The following is a 16,244-nucleotide window of genomic DNA, read 5'->3' on the forward strand; positions in this document are numbered from 1 at the left end:
ATCATACCTTATTTTTTTACTTTTTGCCAATGGAATTCAAGTCTAATGGTCTTTCTATTTTTACCCAATGAAACGGTATAAATGTATACCGCTTTAGACAATGGCAAAGAAAAAGCCAGTGTTGCCACACTGACTTTCTACCTATTTATAACTTATTCAGAGACCGGTACAACGGCACCTTTGTATTGTTCAAGGATGAAGTCTTGGATTTCTTTTGAATGAAGTACTTCTACAAGTGTTTTGATGCTTTCTTTATTTTCGTCACCGCTGCGGACAGCAATCACGTTTACATATGGCGATTCTTTGTCTTCAATTGCAATGGAATCTTCAACTGGGTTTAAGCCTGCATCAATAGCATAGTTAGAATTGATTAGGACTGCGTCGCCTTCGCCATTATTATAGATTTTTGGAAGTAAAGCAGCTTCATAATTTGTATCAAACTTTATGTTTTTAGGATTTTCAACAACATCTTTTAATTCTGCTTTTGTTTTATCAATGCCTTCTTTTAATTTGATAACACCTTCTTTTTCAAGTAAAGAAAGAAGACGGCCATGGTCAGCTACTGAGTTGCTCATGATTAAGTGTGCACCTTTTGGAAGATCACTTAGCTTTTTGTATTTCTTAGAATAAACACCAATTGGCTCAATATGGATTCCGCCAGCGTTCACAAAGCCATAACCATTCTCTTTGTTTTGAGAATTTAAGTAAGGAATGTGTTGGAAGTAGTTTGCATCAAGTTCTTTAGACGCTAATGCTTTGTTTGGTAATACATAATCTTGGAATGTTTTAACTTCTAAGTCAATGCCTTTTTCTTTTAATAGTGGTTTCGCTTTTTCTAAGATTTCAGCATGGGGCACGTTAGATGCTCCAACAACTAATTTTGTTGTTTTAGCTTCTTTACCACCAGTAGTGCCTTCTGATTTTTCCTCTGACTTGCCACAAGCTGCGACAACAAATACGATTGATAATGCTAGCAATAAACTTAATAATTTTTTCATTTTGACCTCTCCTTTATCTTTTATCTAATTTTGAAGTGATAAAATCACCGATAAACTGAATGATAAACACAATAATTAAAATGATAATTGTTGCGACTAAGGTTACGTCGTTTTGATTTCGTTGAAAGCCTTGAAGATAGGCAAGGTTTCCTAACCCACCTGCTCCAATAACTCCTGCCATTGCTGTGTAACCAACAAGAGCAATCGCCGTTACGGTTATCCCAGAGACCAGCGCTGGCATTGATTCTGGTAAAAGAACCTTCCAAATGATCGTACCAGTTGTAGCACCCATTGACTTTGCTGCTTCAATTACGCCTTTATCAATTTCCCTAAGGCCAATTTCCACCATCCTTGCATAAAATGGTGCGGCACCAATAATTAATGCTGGCAACGCCGCATTTTCACCAATCATGGTTTGAAAAATAATCGTTGTAAATGGAATTAATAAGACAATTAAGATAATGAATGGGATGGAACGAAAAATATTTACTATACCACTAATGATCACATTGATTGGTTTATTACTCCACAGGCTTCCTTTTGAAGTTAGAAATAATAACAATCCTAGAAGGATTCCCAGTATAAATGTGGCAGCAACGGAAATCCCCGTCATATAAAGAGTTTGTCTAGTTGCTTCCCACATCGCCGGCCAATCAAAATCTTCGAAATACGGTTTACTATTCACTTGTAACCACCTCCACTCCTATTTGCTGTGAACGAATGTAGTCGACTGCTTTATTGACTTCTGCTTCGTCCCCATCAATATGAATGAATAAGGTTCCATAAGACCCGCTTTGGGTTTGCGAAATCTTCCCTTGCAAGATATTAACGGTCACATTATTATGGCGAATAACATTTGTAATGATCGGCTGTTCAACAGATTCCCCAATAAAGGTTAATTGAACAATTTGACCGGAACGATAACGTTCAAGTAAATGTTCTGCTGTCTCTTTCGTCTCTTCTGGTTCGGTCACCTGCTGGACAAATCGTTTCGTAATCGACTGCTGTGGATTTTTGAATACATCTAATACTTGTCCAAGTTCAACGACCCTTCCACTTTCCATCACGGCAACCCGGTGACAAATCTTGCGTATTACATGCATTTCATGGGTGATGAGAACAATGGTCAGACCGAGCCTTTTATTAATATCAACTAACAACTCTAAAATAGAATCGGTCGTTTGTGGGTCGAGGGCAGAAGTAGCCTCATCACAAAGAAGTACTTTCGGATTGTTGGCAAGCGCCCTGGCAATCCCGACACGTTGCTTCTGACCGCCGCTTAACTGGGAAGGATAAGCATTTTCTCTTCCTTCCAGACCGACTAATTTAATTAGTTCACTTACTCTTTTTTGGCGCTCAGGACCTTTGATGCCTGCAATTTCTAATGGAAAAGCAATATTTTCACTAACGGTTCTTGACCACAGTAAGTTAAAATGCTGAAAAATCATACTGATCTCTTGCCGAGCCTTTCGAAGTTCAGCACCTTTTATTTTTGAAACCACGCGGCCAGCAACGGTTACGGTTCCACTGGTTGGCAGTTCCAGACCGTTTAACATTCGGATCAATGTGCTTTTCCCAGCGCCGCTGTATCCAATTACCCCGAAAATTTCACCTTCTTGAATCTCAAGGTTTACATCATCAACGGCTCTTAACTGACCTTGTTTAGAAGGAAAAATCTTCTGAACACTTTTTATAGAAATCATTGTATCACCTGCTTTTATCCAATTTACCTTAAAATTCTGAAAGATTTATTTTGTAATATACTATTTAATCTACTATAGGGTTTGATTTTTTCTACGAAAAGATTCTATTTTATTAAAATAAAAAGCCTTTCTGCACAGGCAGAAAGGCATCATAAATAATAATCCTTTCTCCCATCTTCCAAAGCAAACGCTTTGTGTGAATTGGCACCATTTCAATAATAAATATTGACGGTTGCCGGGCTTCATCGGGCACATCCCTCCACCTCTCTTGATAAGAGCATCAATTCCTATATTCAATTAAAACGTTAATTTGTTTAAGTAACTATATTACGAAAGTTATCGTATCACGGATAAAAAGGGGTGTCAATGAAAATAACTTCATATTCGGAAAAATAAGTTTTAGGCATTAACGTTTAAAGAAGTTAAACCAGTTGCCGAAACAATAGCCGATTCTAGGTCTTCAATGAGATCTTCCACATTCTCAATCCCGATGGATAGGCGAATTAAATCCTCCGTTACACCTGCAGCGACCAGGCCTTCGGCATCTAATTGCTGGTGAGTAGTGCTGGCCGGATGAATAATTAAACTTTTTGCATCGCCAACATTGGCCACATGCGCCCAAAGTGTGATGGAATCAATTAATTTAGCCCCAGCTTCTTTTCCGCCTTTTATTCCGAATACCACCATCGAACCGGCACCTTTTGGTAAATACTTTTTAGCTAGTTCATAATCAGGATGTGATGGATGGCCAGGATAGGAAACCCATTCTACGGCAGGATGGTTGGACAAGTATTCGACGACTTCTTTAGTATTCGCGACATGCTCTTTCATGCGGACATGCAGTGTTTCAAGACCCAGAACAAACTGGAAGGAATTTTGCGGACTTAATGCCGGTCCTAGGTCACGCAGCAATTGGACACGAGCTTTGATTATATAAGCGACAGCGCCTAAAGCTTCTGCATAAACAAGATCATGGTAGCTTGCATCTGGTGTTGTAAAGCCTGGGAATCTTGGAGAATTCCAATCGAATTTTCCGCCATCCACAATAATTCCGCCCGTTGTCGTTCCGTTCCCTAATAACCACTTTGTAGCGGAATGAATGACAATATCTGCTCCATGTTCAATTGGCCGGCAAAGGTATGGAGTGGCAAAAGTATTGTCAACGATTAGTGGAACACCTGCTTCATGAGCAATTTCAGCCACTTTTTCAATATCCAGGATGCGCAGGCTTGGGTTACCAATCGTTTCCGCAAAAACGGCTTTTGTTTTGGAAGTGATCGCTTGGCGGAAGTTTTCTGGATTTTCCGGATCAACAAATTTCACGTTAATTCCGTATTTCGGAAGGGTCACTGCAAATAAATTATAGGTGCCGCCATAAAGGTTGGAAGCAGAAACAATTTCATCACCAGCTTCAGCAATATTTAATATGGCAAGAGTAATGGCGGCCATTCCACTCGCAACCGCTAGGGCCCCTACACCGCCTTCTAATAATGCGACTCTTTCTTCAAATACAGTGGTCGTTGGGTTGTGTATTCTGGTATATATGTATCCAGTTTCTGCTAAGCTGAAGAGGTTTGCAGCATGCTCAGTATTCTTAAATTGATAAGCATTGTTTTGGTAAATCGGAACAGCGCGAGCCCCTGTTACCGGGTCTGGAGTTAAGCCACCATGGACACTTAATGTTTCAAAACGATACTTCTTCTGATTTTCACTCAATTTTCTTCCTCCTTTTTGACAACACACCATACAAAAAAACCCCTGCTTCAGAGAAGAGGGGGTTCACTCTCCTCATCTTCCAGAGCTGTTTGCTCTGCTGGATTTAGCACCGTGTTATTTATGTAGTAAACCGGTTGCTGGGCATCAAAGGGCCAGTCCCTCCGCCACTCTCGATAAGAATGTATAGATTAAGTTGTAATAATTGGTTAAATATTCTAATTCAAATGGTATCTAAATTTTAATTCCGAGTCAATAGGTTTGATTAAAAATTTGTAATTTTCGCGATATTTTCCTGCGTTTTTGTTAAATAAAAGATAGACTCTAGCAATAATGTTGTGCGGATGGGGGCCGATATACTTAGAAGACCATTGCGTTCAAGTGCTCGCAACCTTTCCTCCCCTGTAAGCAGCTGCTTCATCGCATGAAGGTCCCCACGAATTTCGGATCTCGTATGTTTCTCCCCGCTATCATGAAGAATGAAAACTTCTCTATCCTTTATGATGATTTGATAGGTATTTTGTTCACAAATTAAATTCACTCTCGCATGAATATGCTCAAGTAACGGCAGTAAATGTCCTTGCTGTTTGATTGCTAATTGAAAGGTTTCCAATACCTCTATCATTTCCACCACTCCGGTCTACGCTCTTATATTTACTATACAGGACATAGGCCAGAAATCCTCTTTAAATTGGTCGACAATTATCTACCTTGGCATGGGAGTGGCGAGGGGATTTCCTGAGAAATATGTCGGATGGAAGAAGTTTTTTGAAAGTGTTGGTAATTGGTCATAACCGGTTGCTATGGAAGGAGGCGGAATTTTGTAAAATTAATTTATTCTAGATGAAAAGGATGTGGATTATGTGTTATAAACCTCGGATTGAATTAGATGAAATAAAAATTTTAAGATCTTTAAATTTGCGTACTTATCAAGCCCCACTTAATGTGCCTATTTTTTATCCATATCAACTCGAACGATTTATGAGGAAACTAGACAACCAATCTTCATCATTAAGTGGCTTGCACAAGAGGCTTGCTGATTAATTAGTATTGGTTTATGACCCAGGAGACTTTCTTTTCGCTCTTCGGGGCACAATTAGTTTTTTTGTAGCAAAATCGAAGGTCATCACCAAAAAAACAGATGCATCTCGCATCTGCTCTTATAGTATCTGCTGCTTTATTTTTTCAAGTAAAAATGGAACAGAGTGAAATGCGTAGAGTGTTTGCTTTACCTCGCCAGCTTCGATTATTAACAAGCAAGGGACACTTTCAATTTCATATTCCCTAGCAAGGTCTGGATAGAAATTTAGGTTCATTTTACCCATATCTACCTCTACAAGTTCTTCGATGACCTGGAGCATTTTTGAAGCAACCTGACAGGTCCCGCACATCGGTGTATAGAAATACACTAGTCCATTTGTCTTCCCTTTAATAAAGGCAGATAATTCGCTTCGATTCCATTCGTTCATATATCTTTTAACCCATTTCTAAAAATTCAGTATGCACATCAATATTTGCACCTAATAGAACGGTGGCCAAGTGGTGAACTGGTGCGGTCGCTACCTCCCGATACATCCTGTCGATATATAAATGTTCAGCTTGCGGTAATTCGCGCTTTAATTGCTTGCGAAGTTTCTCACCGGAGAAGTCAGCATCGACAAGAATATAGACATCCTTATCTTCAAGGAAATCAATCAATTCATCCAATTTTGTAATACTGATGGTCCCGTTGGTACAAATGATTTCAACGGGTTCCTTCACGATTTTTTTTACTTTATTTTTATCCGACTTTCCTTCGACAATAAGAACTTTGTCAACATACGAATCATTCATCATCCATCACCTGTATTAGAAGTTGTTTTATGTTAACATATTCTAAAATATTGATTACGTGTGCCTTCTTCTGACTATGTTAACCTTTTCGTTATTGTCTTTTGAAAAAATAGGCCTGTGACTATAGGTCCAAGTTATATAGTTAGCACCAGCCGCCATCATCACAATCAGTATATTTTGCATCCGAACCTTCAGTTGTCGTCACATGTTGATAGATCTTCTGCTGTTCCACTTCAAAATGATGTTCTAATTCCACTTGCATGTGATCTGTCAGTTTCATTTTTCCAATTGGCGTATTATCTAGAAACAGTTCCATTTCTCCATTTTTCATTTTGCCAATGACTCGTTCTGTTACGTCTATTCTTTGCTGCTTTAATGTCATGCTCCCACCCTCTTCAATATATTTATTATAAGTTTCCCAAAAATAGTAGAAGAAAAAGTGGGAATTTAAGAGAAAAAGCACCTTGACAAGGTGCCTTTCCCTAGTAATTAGTCTTCTTTTATCATTTCTTCATATTGTTCAGCTGTCATAAGCTTATCAAGTTCGCTGCTGTCTGATAGTTCAATTACGATCATCCATGCTTTTTCATATGGTGATTCGTTTACAAATTCAGGGCTGTCGCTTAAATCTTCATTCACTTCCACGACTTTACCGCTGACAGGTGCATAAAGCTCAGAAACAGTTTTTACAGATTCAACACTTCCAAATGGTTCGTCAGCAGTAACTTCATCGCCCACTTCTGGAAGCTCAACAAAAACGATATCTCCTAGTTCATGCTGTGCAAAAGCAGTAATCCCAACGCGGACCTTTTCTCCTTCAACCTTTACCCATTCATGCTCTTCTGAATAACGTAATTCTTTTGGTGTACTCATCGCTAAATCCCTCCATTGTTTTTTCTAAAAAATCTATCATCGAAATTAATCGATTTCCATAGTGATGAAGAGCCGGCTTATCGCCACATTTTTTCAAACTCTTCTTCCTTAAAGCCTACGGTGACATGCTCGCCATCCGTTAAAATTGGGCGTTTAATTAACATGCCATCGGAAGCAAGTAATTCGAGCAGTTCTTCCTCAGTTGCAGACTTCATTTTATCCTTTATACCTAATTCACGGTATTTCATACCACTGGTATTAAAGAATTTCTTTAATTCTAGTCCGCTTTTTTGATAAAGATCCTGCAACACCTCACGACTTGGAGGATGTTCCACAATATGTACTTCTTCATAGGAAAGTTGATGGGCATCCAGCCATTTCTTCGCGTTTCGACATGTGCCGCATTTTGGATACCAATAAAAAGTCAGAGACATTCATTTCACCGCCCTTTCCCGCAAAAATCTTTGACTTGTCTAAACGTCACTTGAATATTATCATAACGTTTTTCAAAATCCTAATGCAAAAAATATGTTCCTCTTAAAAAAATTCGACTAATTTTTCAAAATCCCTTCCTATTCTACAATAAAAATTTAGGCTCCCTTTCTAATCGAAAGGGAGCCTAGTTTTATTAAACGATATATCGCTCTGCTTCGATGATCACATCGGCTGCTTCACGTTTTTTCGCTATCACATTAATCGGAGTATGACGCGTAAATTTGCGAAGGGACGATAACATCATCCGGAGGGTATCGCCTTGTTCGACTGCTACTAATGTTTCTTTTGCAATCGCTTCAAGTTGATTGAAAGCTTCTTGGCAATAGATTTGTGTATAAAGAAGCTTTTGCTTGTTCTTCTCTAAACCAGTTTTGGCGATTGCTTTTTCCGTACGGAGCACAACGGATTCCATTGCATACACGTTTGAAATAAGGTCAGCGATATTGGCTAACACTTCTTGCTCCTTTTCAAGCGCTTTTCCATATTTTTGGGCTGCTAAACCGGCTGCTAATAGAGCGATTTTCTTCGCATTTCTGACAAGGTATTTTTCTTGTGCAAGCGGTTCGTCACCAGGCTCTTCTGGCATTAACATCATTAGTTCCTCTTGTAGAGCCATCGCTTTTTGGAATAATGGCAGCTCACCCTTAAAGGCTTTTTTCAATAAGGTGCCTGGCACCAACAGACGGTTAATTTCATTGGTTCCTTCAAAAATACGTTGAATTCGTGCGTCACGATAGGCTCTTTCAATTGGATATTCCTGCATGAAGCCATATCCACCATGTATTTGAACACCTTCATCTGTTACATGGGCTAATACTTCACTAGCGAAGAATTTATTAAGTGAACATTCAATCGCATATTCGGCAATTGAATTCGCGACTAATTTAATGTCCTTTTCTTGCTCAGTTGTCAGTTTGCCTTGGTTGTCTTCGTATAGACCAATCGTACGGTAAACCGAGCTTTCGGCCGCATAAATTTCAGAGGCCAGTGTTCCGAATTTTTCTTTTGTTAAATTGAATTGCGAAATCGGTGTTTTAAATTGCTGACGGCCATTTGCATATTTAACGGTTATTTCGAATGCCTTTTTAGAGCCGCCGACACTTCCAACCGCCAACTTATAACGACCAATATTTAGGATGTTAAAGGCAATTACATGACCTTTACCAATTTCACCCAATAAATTTTCAACAGGTACAGGAACATCTTCTAAAATGAGCGTCCGAGTGGAAGAACTCTTAATGCCCATTTTCTTCTCTTCCGCCCCAGTAGAAACGCCTTGGAGATCTCTATCAACGATAAAAGCAGTAAATTGCTCTCCATTAATCTTGGCATAAACGACGAATACATCGGCAAAACCAGCATTAGTAATCCATTGTTTTTCCCCGTTTAAAATATAATGCGTGCCTGCCGCATTTAATTTAGCTGTTGTTCTAGCACCAAGGGCATCCGATCCAGACCCTGGTTCTGTTAAGGCATAAGCAGCAAGTTTTTCGCCTGATGCAAGTGCAGGTAAATATCTGCGCTTTTGGTCCTCGTTTCCGAATAATACGATTGGCAGCGAGCCAATTCCGACGTGTGCTCCGTGTGAGAGCGAGAATCCGCCTCCTCCAGCCATTTTCTCTGTCAAAAGAGAGGATGTAATCTTATCCAAGGCTAAGCCGTCATATTCCTCAGGCACATCTACCGCTAAAAGGCCAAGTTCGCCTGCTTTTTTAAGGAGCTTTACCGTACGATCAAACTCATGATTTTCTAAATATTCCAGCTGTGGGACCACTTCTTTTTCCACAAAGTCTTCTGCCGTTTTCGCAATCATTAAATGCTCTTCAGTAAAATCCTCTGGTGTAAATAGCCGCTCATATGAAATATCTTCTATTAGAAAGCTTCCGCCTTTAATGACTTTTTCTGTTTGGTTTGTCATTATTTTTTCCTCCTAATCTTTTATTAGAAAGGGGCTAAATAACAGACCCTTTCTAAAATTTATATGCCTGGGACAGTTACAGTAATTCAAATACTCCGGCCGCACCCATTCCGCCGCCGATACACATTGTTACAACACCAAATTGTTGATTGCGTCGTTTTAATTCGTGAATAAGTGTGAGAGTTAATTTGGCACCTGTACATCCAAGCGGGTGTCCTAGGGCAATCGCGCCGCCATTGACATTGACAATCTCTTCGTTTAGACCAAGTTCACGAATGACTTGAAGTGATTGTGACGCAAACGCTTCATTCAGTTCGAACAAATTAATATCCGATAATTCGAGACCAGCTAGTTTGACAGCTTTAGGAATCGCGACGACCGGACCGACACCCATAATTTCAGGCGGGACACCTCCAACCGCAAACGATCGAAATTTCGCCAAAGGCTTAAGACCAAGTGATTCAGCCTTTTCGCGATCCATCACCATTAGAGCTGCCGCCCCGTCACTTGTTTGTGAAGCATTACCAGCTGTTACGGTGCCTGACACCGAGAAGGCTGGGCGGAGTTTACCTAATGTTTCTAAGTTAGTATCTGGACGAACACCTTCATCCATTGAGAATTGAATCGTTTTTTCAACGAGATTATTGTCATTGCCGACAGTCCGAATCGTCACGTCAACTGGGACAATTTCATCGACGAATTTTCCTTCAGCAATTGCTTTAGTGGCTTTTTGATGGCTTCTTACGGCAAAAGCGTCTTGATCCTCACGTGTAATGCCATATTTCATTGCTACTTGCTCTGCCGTGTGACCCATTCCCATATAATATTGCGGAGCCGTTTCTGCTAGTTTAATATTAGGACGGACAACATGACCCATCATTGGGATCATACTCATCGATTCAGCCCCGCCAGCGATGGCTGTATCGGTGTGGCCAAGCATGATTCCTTGTGCGGCATAAGCGATTGCCTGTAATCCTGAAGAACAAAAACGATTGACTGTAATGGCAGGAACAGTATAGGGAAGTCCTGCTAATGCCCCGATATTGCGGGCCATATTGTTGCCTTGCTCAGCCTCAGGCATGGCACAGCCAATGATTAAGTCATCAATATTTCCTTCATAGTTTCCAGCTCGCTTTAATGTCTCTTTTACCACCAATGCCCCCAAATCATCGGGGCGAACATGGGCAAGCGACCCTTTCTTTGCTTTTCCGACCGGGGTTCTCGCTCCGGCAACGATTACCGCTTCTCTCATGTAAGTTCCCTCACTTTCTATTAAAATATCGAATCTGGGGGTCTGACCCCTCATTCTAAACTAGCTATAATAAAGCCTATAGCAGAGGGGTCAGACCCCTTGTTAAAAATTAGTTTCTTAATGGTTTGCCTTTCACAAGCATATGCTGCATGCGCTGTTGTGATTTTGGCTCCGCAATGAGGCTTAAGAATGCCTGCCGTTCGAGATCCAATAAATATTGCTCATCTACTTCTGTACCAAACGGCACCCTGCCGCCAGCAATAACATAGGCAATCTTCTTAGCAATTTTTAAATCATGCTCTGAAATATAACCGGATAAACGCATTGCTTCAGCACCGAGTAATAGGGTGGCATAACCTGTTTCACCAACGACTGGAACTTTACGGCGCACTTTCGGCTTGTAGCCACTTTCATGTAACGCTAGAACAGCCTGCTTCGCATCATAGAGCAGATGATCATTATTAAAACTGATGCCATCCGACTTACTTAGGAAATTGTTTTCCCGTGCTTCTTCTGCGGAAGTGGAAACTTTTGCGGTCGCAATCGTTTCAAACACTTTATTGGCGATCGTTTGCAGGTCAAACGGAACCCCGTTTGGAAGGTTTTCTAAATGCTTCATATAAAGCTCTTTGTTTCCGCCGCCGCCTGGGAGCAAGCCGACACCAACTTCAACGAGACCCATATATGTTTCGGCTGAAGCTTGAATACGTGCAGCCGGCAAACAAACTTCTGCCCCGCCGCCAAGCGTCATGCCGAATGGAGCAGCGACCACTGGCTTCGAGCTGTATTTGACTTTCAGCAAGGCACTATGGAGGTGACGGACAATCATATCAAGCTCATAAATATTATCATCCTGTACTTCCATGAGCATCATCGCCAAATTGGCACCGACACAGAAGTTCTTTCCTTGGTTGCCGATGACAAGTCCCTTATAATTCTTTTCAACTTCTTCAACGGCATAGTTGATCATTTGTACAATATCAAGACCAATCGCATTGTTAGGCGAATGGAATTCTAACAAAGCAACGCCATCACCGATATCAATTAAACTTGCTCCGCTATTCTTTTTAATGACACCCTTTTGATTCTTGATCTTTTTAAGATCGAGGGCCTTTGGGTTGAATTCCACTAATCGATATTGACCGTTATCATAGTAGAACTTTTCACCGTTTTCTTCTAAATAGAAGGATGAATGTCCTTTTTCCAGCATTTCTGTAACCCAAGCTGGAACTTCTAGACCAGCTTCCTTCATTTTTTGGACAGACTTTTCGACGCCAATCGCATCCCATGTTTCAAATGGACCTGTTTCCCAGCCAAAGCCCCATTTCATCGCTCGGTCGATGGAAACGATATCATCTGCAATTTCACCTAATAACTGGGCAGAGTATATAAATGACTGCGCCATCGTATTCCATAAAAATTGTCCAGCCCGGTCATTTGCGTATACAAGCGCTTTCAATTTATTGGCTGTGCCTTTTTCCTGCTTAGCTAACTCAACCGCAGGTGTGGACAGCTTTTTACGTGGACCATATTCTAATGTATTGGGATCAAGTTCAAGAATGTCCTTTCCTTTTTTCAAAAAGAATCCTTGACCGGATTTGCCGCCAAGCCAGCCTTTTTCCACCATCGTTTTCAAAAAGGCAGGGATTTCGAATACTTCCTTTTCTTTGCCCTCGACTTTTTCATAAACGTTATTAGCGACATGATAGAACGTATCCAAACCAACAACATCAAGTGTGCGGAAGGTAGCACTTTTTGCGCGGCCAATCAGCGGTCCAGTGATTGAATCGACTTCGCCGACACTAAGGCCCGCCTTTAGCATTTCCTGAACAGTTACCAGAAGTCCGTAAGTTCCAATCCGGTTCGCAATAAAGTTTGGTGTATCCTTTGCAACCACCACACCTTTTCCTAAAACGTCTTCACCAAAAGTTTTCATGAATGAAAGGACTTCTGGAGACGTATATTGAGTAGGAATCACTTCAAGCAATTTCAAATAGCGCGGCGGGTTAAAAAAGTGGGTACCCAGGAAATGCTTTTGAAAATCTTCGGAACGGCCTGCGACCATCGCTTCTACTGAAATTCCTGATGTATTGGAGCTGATAATGCTGCCCGGTTTCCGGTATTGGTCAACCTTTTCAAATACCTGTTTCTTAACGTTAAGGTTTTCAACGACCACTTCAATAACCCAGTCAACATCCTTCAGTTTGAATAAATCGTCTTCAAGATTGCCTGCTTCAATTAAGGCTAAATTCTTTTTCACTGCCAGTGGGGCAGGCTTTTGCTTCAATAATTTTTGGATGGAAGTTGCACTAATTCGATTACGCACTTGTTTATCTTGTAGTGTCAGTCCTTTTGCCTCTTCTTCTTTAGTAAGTTCTCGTGGCACGATATCTAATAATAATGTTGGGATGCCGATATTTGCGAGATGGGCAGCAATTCCAGACCCCATCACACCAGATCCTAGGACAGCTGCATTTTTAATTACTTGGTTCAACATTGTCTCCCCCTTCAAATCTTGAATGAATACTCATTCATTTTTTAGTCAAAAAAAATTCACATTTGAATGAGTCTTGTTACTACTTACTATAGAATATTTCGAAAATTTGTGCAATCATTAAAAGCGGATTTTTGGATTTTTTTTGAAAAATAAATTTTTAAATATTTTTACCTAAAAGGGCATCCTATTATCAGAGGTGATAACGATGGCGAAAATGAAAAAAGACCCTTCCAAAGCAGGGGTAAGTGCAGCAAGTGTGAAGGGCAATGGCGGGCCAGGCAATGAAGAGGCTCATCTTGATAAAAAGAACAGCCAGAATAATCAATATAAGCGCTAAGAAAAGCAGGCTGATTGTTTCAGCCTGTTTCTCTTTTTGCATAAAAGTTCCTGTTTGAGAGACCATAAAGTCGTAAAGATTACATGAATTAGGAGGGTTATTATGCAGCAACAAAATATGAATATGCCCAATATGAATATGCAAAATCAACAAGCAACCATGCAACAGCCTCCCGGAGTTGTGTCAACAAAAGATGCTCTTTATTTAACCGATATGATGTCATGGAACTTATTGTCTGCGAAGAAAGCCCACTTTTTTGCCGGCCAGTGTCAGGACCCTGAATTAAAAGCTGAAGCAGAAAAAGTGGCCCAGATGCATCAACGCCACTATCAACAGATTCTAGGTCACTTAGGCCAGCATGCCAGCCAGCAGCAGCCCTTAAACAATATGCAATAAAAAAGGAGGAGCAATCAATGAATCAGAATCAACAACAAAAGATTCAAAACCCTGAAACGCAGGTACCAAAGACCCCGCAAATGAATGACCGTGATTTTATCAATGATTTATTGACAACAGAGAAATACATGACAAGTGCTTATAGTATGGCTTTACATGAAGCAAGTCATGAAGGTTTGTATCAGGATATCATGCAGATTTTTTCGGATACACAACAATGCCAGCGCAATCTTTATGACTTAATGTTTAAAAAGGGCTGGTATGCGATCGAGGCTGCGGACCAGCAAAAGCTGCAGCAATCCTATCAGCAGTTTCAGGGATATACGAACCAGTTGCCAACTGGCGGTACCCTTCAATAACAACAAAAAACAAAAAACCGGAGGCATCAACTGCTTCCGGTTTTTGTATGTAATTTATTTTTGTGAAGAGGCCCGATGCTGTTCATTCATGACTTTAATTTCATTTATAATTTGCTTCATTTCTTCTTTCGCATCCGGGTAAAGACCATTCCAATGCTTAGCTAAAGCAGGCATTGACTTAGCGATATGGGTGTACAATGCCCACATCTTTACCTTCTCCTTTGTTTCCTCGGTGGATTCCCCCACCATTAGTTCACTATACTTTTCAAGCAAAGCTTCGAACTGCTTCACAAATGTTTTCTCCATCATGACACCTTCTGTCCTTAGCAATATGGGTACATGGGCATGTTTTGCAGCGCTTACCTGCTGGCAGTTGGTATGTAAAACAACAGGTCTTTCTTACTCTTACCTCAGCGTCCCATTCTTGCAAATACGTTTTTTCAGCAAAGTACTTTGGCAGTGGATTTAAGTTGTAGCGGCCAAACAACATCCCTTCTGCTTCGGAAATTAAGTAACGGAAGTCCCCTGCAGCCTGATCATTATCTATTAGCTCGGTTTCATAGAGCCAAAATAGGTAGACCGCAATATTTTCCCACAGGATTAACTTCGATATTCCGACGGTTTTTTCCAAATGAGAGATGAGGGGATAAATATTATTTGCAAACAGATCTTTCAATACTCTTGAACGCCATTCAGCGCGATCATTTCCATCCCAGCCCTGTAGGTCAGCATCCTTTAAAGAAATCCCTGGCAGCCAATCTTTCCCCTGTATAGCTGTTTCCATTTTTATATTATCCAACGATACATTTAGCTTTTTATTCAAAGCCGTCATTGCATAAAGTGACATCACGGCCAAAAAGGCATATCGTTTTATCAAAATGGAAGCAGCTATTTTTTCAGAAGGGGCCCCTATCACATCGGATAAATTTTTCAAAAAATCCTTGAGGTACGTTTCATCTAAGAGATCAGCAACATTGAAAGTGTCCTCTAAGTTTGGATTGAATCGGTATTTTTCCAATTGAGTGTCTACGAATACTTTATCCATTGACCGCTACCGCCTTCTCAAGAATACATCTGCCCTTACCATAAGGAATACAGAGCGGAGTCCCAAATAGTGGATCCACAGTTACCTCACAGTCCATGCCAAACACATTTTTAACAAGGCTGCGGTTGATGACGTATTCTGGTTTCCCTTGGTCATGTACCTTCTGATCTTTGATGGCAACAACGTTATGTGCATAACGGCAAGCTAGATTAAGATCATGAAGCACCATGACAACCGTCCGTTTTTTCGTTTCATTTAGTTCAAACAGCAAATCGAGGATTTCGATTTGGTGGGTCATATCCAGATAAGTAGTTGGTTCGTCTAGAAGGATGATATCCGTATCTTGTGCCAGCGTCATCGCAATCCAGGCCCGCTGTCTTTGTCCGCCTGATAGTGAATCAACGGTTCTTTCTTTTAAGTCCTCTAATCGTGTGGCCTTTAAGGCGTCATGAACCTTTTTCTCATCTTCCTCAGACCATTGTTTTAACCAAGTTTGATGCGGATAGCGCCCTTGTTTAACGAGTTGAAGGACCGTTAATCCTTCTGGTGCTGAGGGCGACTGAGGTAAAATCGCCATCTTTTTAGCAATATCCTTTGTGGATAGCTTAGCAATCGCTTTTCCTTCAAGCAAAACAGCACCAGATTTGGGCTTCAAGAGACGAGCGATTGAACGAAGCAGCGTTGATTTTCCGCAGCCATTTCCGCCAATAAACACGGTGATTTCACCTTTAGGAATCTTCAAATCTAATTCATCAATAATGAGTGTATCCCCATAGGAAAGTGATAAATTCTTCGTTTCAATCGCATTCATCTTCTGACAGCTCC

At 40.6% G+C, this 16,244-nt stretch carries 19 protein-coding genes and 2 riboswitches; of the genes, 3 read left to right on the plus strand and 16 right to left on the minus strand.

Features of this window, described 5'->3' with window-relative positions:
• Positions 1–152: 152 nt before the first annotated feature.
• The 13 genes from FS608_RS21760 to FS608_RS21820 all read right to left on the minus strand — a co-directional run bounded on the left by FS608_RS21760 (position 153) and on the right by FS608_RS21820 (position 13,279).
• On the minus strand, positions 153–998 hold the full coding sequence (locus tag FS608_RS21760; protein WP_144554676.1) for a MetQ/NlpA family ABC transporter substrate-binding protein: 846 nt from the start codon (positions 996–998) through the stop codon (positions 153–155).
• Between the two features lie 13 nt (positions 999–1,011).
• Entirely contained in the window at positions 1,012–1,641 is a 630-nt protein-coding gene (locus tag FS608_RS21765; protein ID WP_144554713.1) for a methionine ABC transporter permease, read from the minus strand.
• Between the two features lie 34 nt (positions 1,642–1,675).
• On the minus strand, positions 1,676–2,701 hold the full coding sequence (locus tag FS608_RS21770) for a methionine ABC transporter ATP-binding protein (protein WP_144554677.1): 1,026 nt from the start codon (positions 2,699–2,701) through the stop codon (positions 1,676–1,678).
• A 168-nt stretch (positions 2,702–2,869) separates the two neighbouring features.
• Positions 2,870–2,979, minus strand: a riboswitch (SAM riboswitch).
• Positions 2,980–3,100: 121 nt separating this feature from the next.
• A complete protein-coding gene (locus FS608_RS21775) occupies positions 3,101–4,417 on the minus strand; it encodes an O-acetylhomoserine aminocarboxypropyltransferase/cysteine synthase family protein (protein ID WP_186328848.1) in 1,317 nt (438 codons plus the stop codon).
• Between the two features lie 69 nt (positions 4,418–4,486).
• Positions 4,487–4,597: riboswitch (SAM riboswitch) on the minus strand.
• Between the two features lie 82 nt (positions 4,598–4,679).
• Positions 4,680–5,039, minus strand: a complete 360-nt coding sequence (locus FS608_RS21780; RefSeq protein WP_144554679.1) for an SCP2 sterol-binding domain-containing protein — start codon at positions 5,037–5,039, stop codon at positions 4,680–4,682.
• 535 nt (positions 5,040–5,574) lie between these two features.
• A complete protein-coding gene (locus FS608_RS21785) occupies positions 5,575–5,883 on the minus strand; it encodes a thioredoxin family protein (RefSeq protein ID WP_144554680.1) in 309 nt (102 codons plus the stop codon).
• 7 nt (positions 5,884–5,890) lie between these two features.
• Positions 5,891–6,247 (minus strand): toprim domain-containing protein, encoded by a 357-nt coding sequence (locus FS608_RS21790; RefSeq protein ID WP_026567857.1) that lies wholly within the window; start codon positions 6,245–6,247, stop codon positions 5,891–5,893.
• Positions 6,248–6,389: 142 nt separating this feature from the next.
• Positions 6,390–6,629 carry a YusG family protein gene (locus FS608_RS21795; protein ID WP_144554681.1) on the minus strand — a complete coding sequence of 80 codons (240 nt, stop codon included), beginning with the start codon at positions 6,627–6,629 and terminating at the stop codon, positions 6,390–6,392.
• A gap of 107 nt (positions 6,630–6,736) precedes the next feature.
• A complete protein-coding gene (gene gcvH, locus FS608_RS21800) occupies positions 6,737–7,120 on the minus strand; it encodes a glycine cleavage system protein GcvH (protein ID WP_026567855.1) in 384 nt (127 codons plus the stop codon).
• Between the two features lie 77 nt (positions 7,121–7,197).
• On the minus strand, positions 7,198–7,554 hold the full coding sequence (locus FS608_RS21805) for an arsenate reductase family protein (protein ID WP_144554682.1): 357 nt from the start codon (positions 7,552–7,554) through the stop codon (positions 7,198–7,200).
• Positions 7,555–7,748: 194 nt separating this feature from the next.
• Entirely contained in the window at positions 7,749–9,533 is a 1,785-nt protein-coding gene (locus FS608_RS21810; RefSeq protein WP_144554683.1) for an acyl-CoA dehydrogenase family protein, read from the minus strand.
• 76 nt (positions 9,534–9,609) lie between these two features.
• Positions 9,610–10,785 (minus strand): acetyl-CoA C-acetyltransferase, encoded by a 1,176-nt coding sequence (locus FS608_RS21815; protein ID WP_144554684.1) that lies wholly within the window; start codon positions 10,783–10,785, stop codon positions 9,610–9,612.
• Between the two features lie 109 nt (positions 10,786–10,894).
• Positions 10,895–13,279: a 3-hydroxyacyl-CoA dehydrogenase/enoyl-CoA hydratase family protein gene (locus FS608_RS21820; RefSeq protein WP_260871770.1), complete on the minus strand. Its 2,385-nt coding sequence runs from the start codon at positions 13,277–13,279 to the stop codon at positions 10,895–10,897.
• A gap of 208 nt (positions 13,280–13,487) precedes the next feature.
• Between FS608_RS21820 and FS608_RS21825 the strand changes: the two genes are divergently transcribed.
• The 3 genes from FS608_RS21825 to FS608_RS21835 all read left to right on the plus strand — a co-directional run bounded on the left by FS608_RS21825 (position 13,488) and on the right by FS608_RS21835 (position 14,374).
• A complete protein-coding gene (locus FS608_RS21825) occupies positions 13,488–13,619 on the plus strand; it encodes a YuzL family protein (RefSeq protein ID WP_098572409.1) in 132 nt (43 codons plus the stop codon).
• Between the two features lie 102 nt (positions 13,620–13,721).
• Positions 13,722–14,015 (plus strand): hypothetical protein, encoded by a 294-nt coding sequence (locus tag FS608_RS21830; RefSeq protein WP_144554686.1) that lies wholly within the window; start codon positions 13,722–13,724, stop codon positions 14,013–14,015.
• Positions 14,016–14,032: 17 nt separating this feature from the next.
• Entirely contained in the window at positions 14,033–14,374 is a 342-nt protein-coding gene (locus FS608_RS21835) for a spore coat protein (protein ID WP_144554687.1), read from the plus strand.
• A gap of 54 nt (positions 14,375–14,428) precedes the next feature.
• Here FS608_RS21835 and FS608_RS21840 read toward each other — a convergent pair whose 3' ends face one another.
• From FS608_RS21840 to FS608_RS21850, 3 genes are read right to left on the minus strand one after another with little or no spacing between them, the layout of a single operon-like run.
• Positions 14,429–14,680 carry a DUF2573 family protein gene (locus FS608_RS21840; protein WP_144554688.1) on the minus strand — a complete coding sequence of 84 codons (252 nt, stop codon included), beginning with the start codon at positions 14,678–14,680 and terminating at the stop codon, positions 14,429–14,431.
• The gene (locus FS608_RS21845; protein WP_144554689.1) at positions 14,640–15,419 is read right to left on the minus strand and encodes an IucA/IucC family C-terminal-domain containing protein; all 780 of its coding nucleotides are present in this window, start codon (positions 15,417–15,419) and stop codon (positions 14,640–14,642) included. The genes FS608_RS21840 and FS608_RS21845 overlap by 41 nt, the downstream gene beginning before the upstream one ends.
• On the minus strand, positions 15,412–16,230 hold the full coding sequence (locus FS608_RS21850) for an ABC transporter ATP-binding protein (protein WP_144554690.1): 819 nt from the start codon (positions 16,228–16,230) through the stop codon (positions 15,412–15,414). The genes FS608_RS21845 and FS608_RS21850 overlap by 8 nt, the downstream gene beginning before the upstream one ends.
• Between the last annotated feature and the right edge of the window lie 14 nt (positions 16,231–16,244).

The sequence above is a fragment of the Bacillus sp. X1(2014) genome, from assembly GCF_007678255.1.

Coding starts and splice junctions, on each gene's coding strand:
- FS608_RS21795 (WP_144554681.1), bottom strand. CDS start 6,629: ATGACATTAAAGCAGCAAAGAATAGACGTAACAGAACGAGTCATTGGC.
- FS608_RS21815 (WP_144554684.1), bottom strand. CDS start 10,785: ATGAGAGAAGCGGTAATCGTTGCCGGAGCGAGAACCCCGGTCGGAAAA.
- FS608_RS21810 (WP_144554683.1), bottom strand. CDS start 9,533: ATGACAAACCAAACAGAAAAAGTCATTAAAGGCGGAAGCTTTCTAATA.
- FS608_RS21770 (WP_144554677.1), bottom strand. CDS start 2,701: ATGATTTCTATAAAAAGTGTTCAGAAGATTTTTCCTTCTAAACAAGGT.
- FS608_RS21830 (WP_144554686.1), top strand. CDS start 13,722: ATGCAGCAACAAAATATGAATATGCCCAATATGAATATGCAAAATCAA.
- FS608_RS21850 (WP_144554690.1), bottom strand. CDS start 16,230: ATGAATGCGATTGAAACGAAGAATTTATCACTTTCCTATGGGGATACA.
- FS608_RS21805 (WP_144554682.1), bottom strand. CDS start 7,554: ATGTCTCTGACTTTTTATTGGTATCCAAAATGCGGCACATGTCGAAAC.
- FS608_RS21785 (WP_144554680.1), bottom strand. CDS start 5,883: ATGAACGAATGGAATCGAAGCGAATTATCTGCCTTTATTAAAGGGAAG.
- FS608_RS21760 (WP_144554676.1), bottom strand. CDS start 998: ATGAAAAAATTATTAAGTTTATTGCTAGCATTATCAATCGTATTTGTT.
- FS608_RS21845 (WP_144554689.1), bottom strand. CDS start 15,419: ATGGATAAAGTATTCGTAGACACTCAATTGGAAAAATACCGATTCAAT.
- FS608_RS21790 (WP_026567857.1), bottom strand. CDS start 6,247: ATGAATGATTCGTATGTTGACAAAGTTCTTATTGTCGAAGGAAAGTCG.
- FS608_RS21840 (WP_144554688.1), bottom strand. CDS start 14,680: ATGGAGAAAACATTTGTGAAGCAGTTCGAAGCTTTGCTTGAAAAGTAT.
- FS608_RS21825 (WP_098572409.1), top strand. CDS start 13,488: ATGGCGAAAATGAAAAAAGACCCTTCCAAAGCAGGGGTAAGTGCAGCA.
- FS608_RS21835 (WP_144554687.1), top strand. CDS start 14,033: ATGAATCAGAATCAACAACAAAAGATTCAAAACCCTGAAACGCAGGTA.
- FS608_RS21765 (WP_144554713.1), bottom strand. CDS start 1,641: ATGTGGGAAGCAACTAGACAAACTCTTTATATGACGGGGATTTCCGTT.
- gcvH (WP_026567855.1), bottom strand. CDS start 7,120: ATGAGTACACCAAAAGAATTACGTTATTCAGAAGAGCATGAATGGGTA.
- FS608_RS21780 (WP_144554679.1), bottom strand. CDS start 5,039: ATGATAGAGGTATTGGAAACCTTTCAATTAGCAATCAAACAGCAAGGA.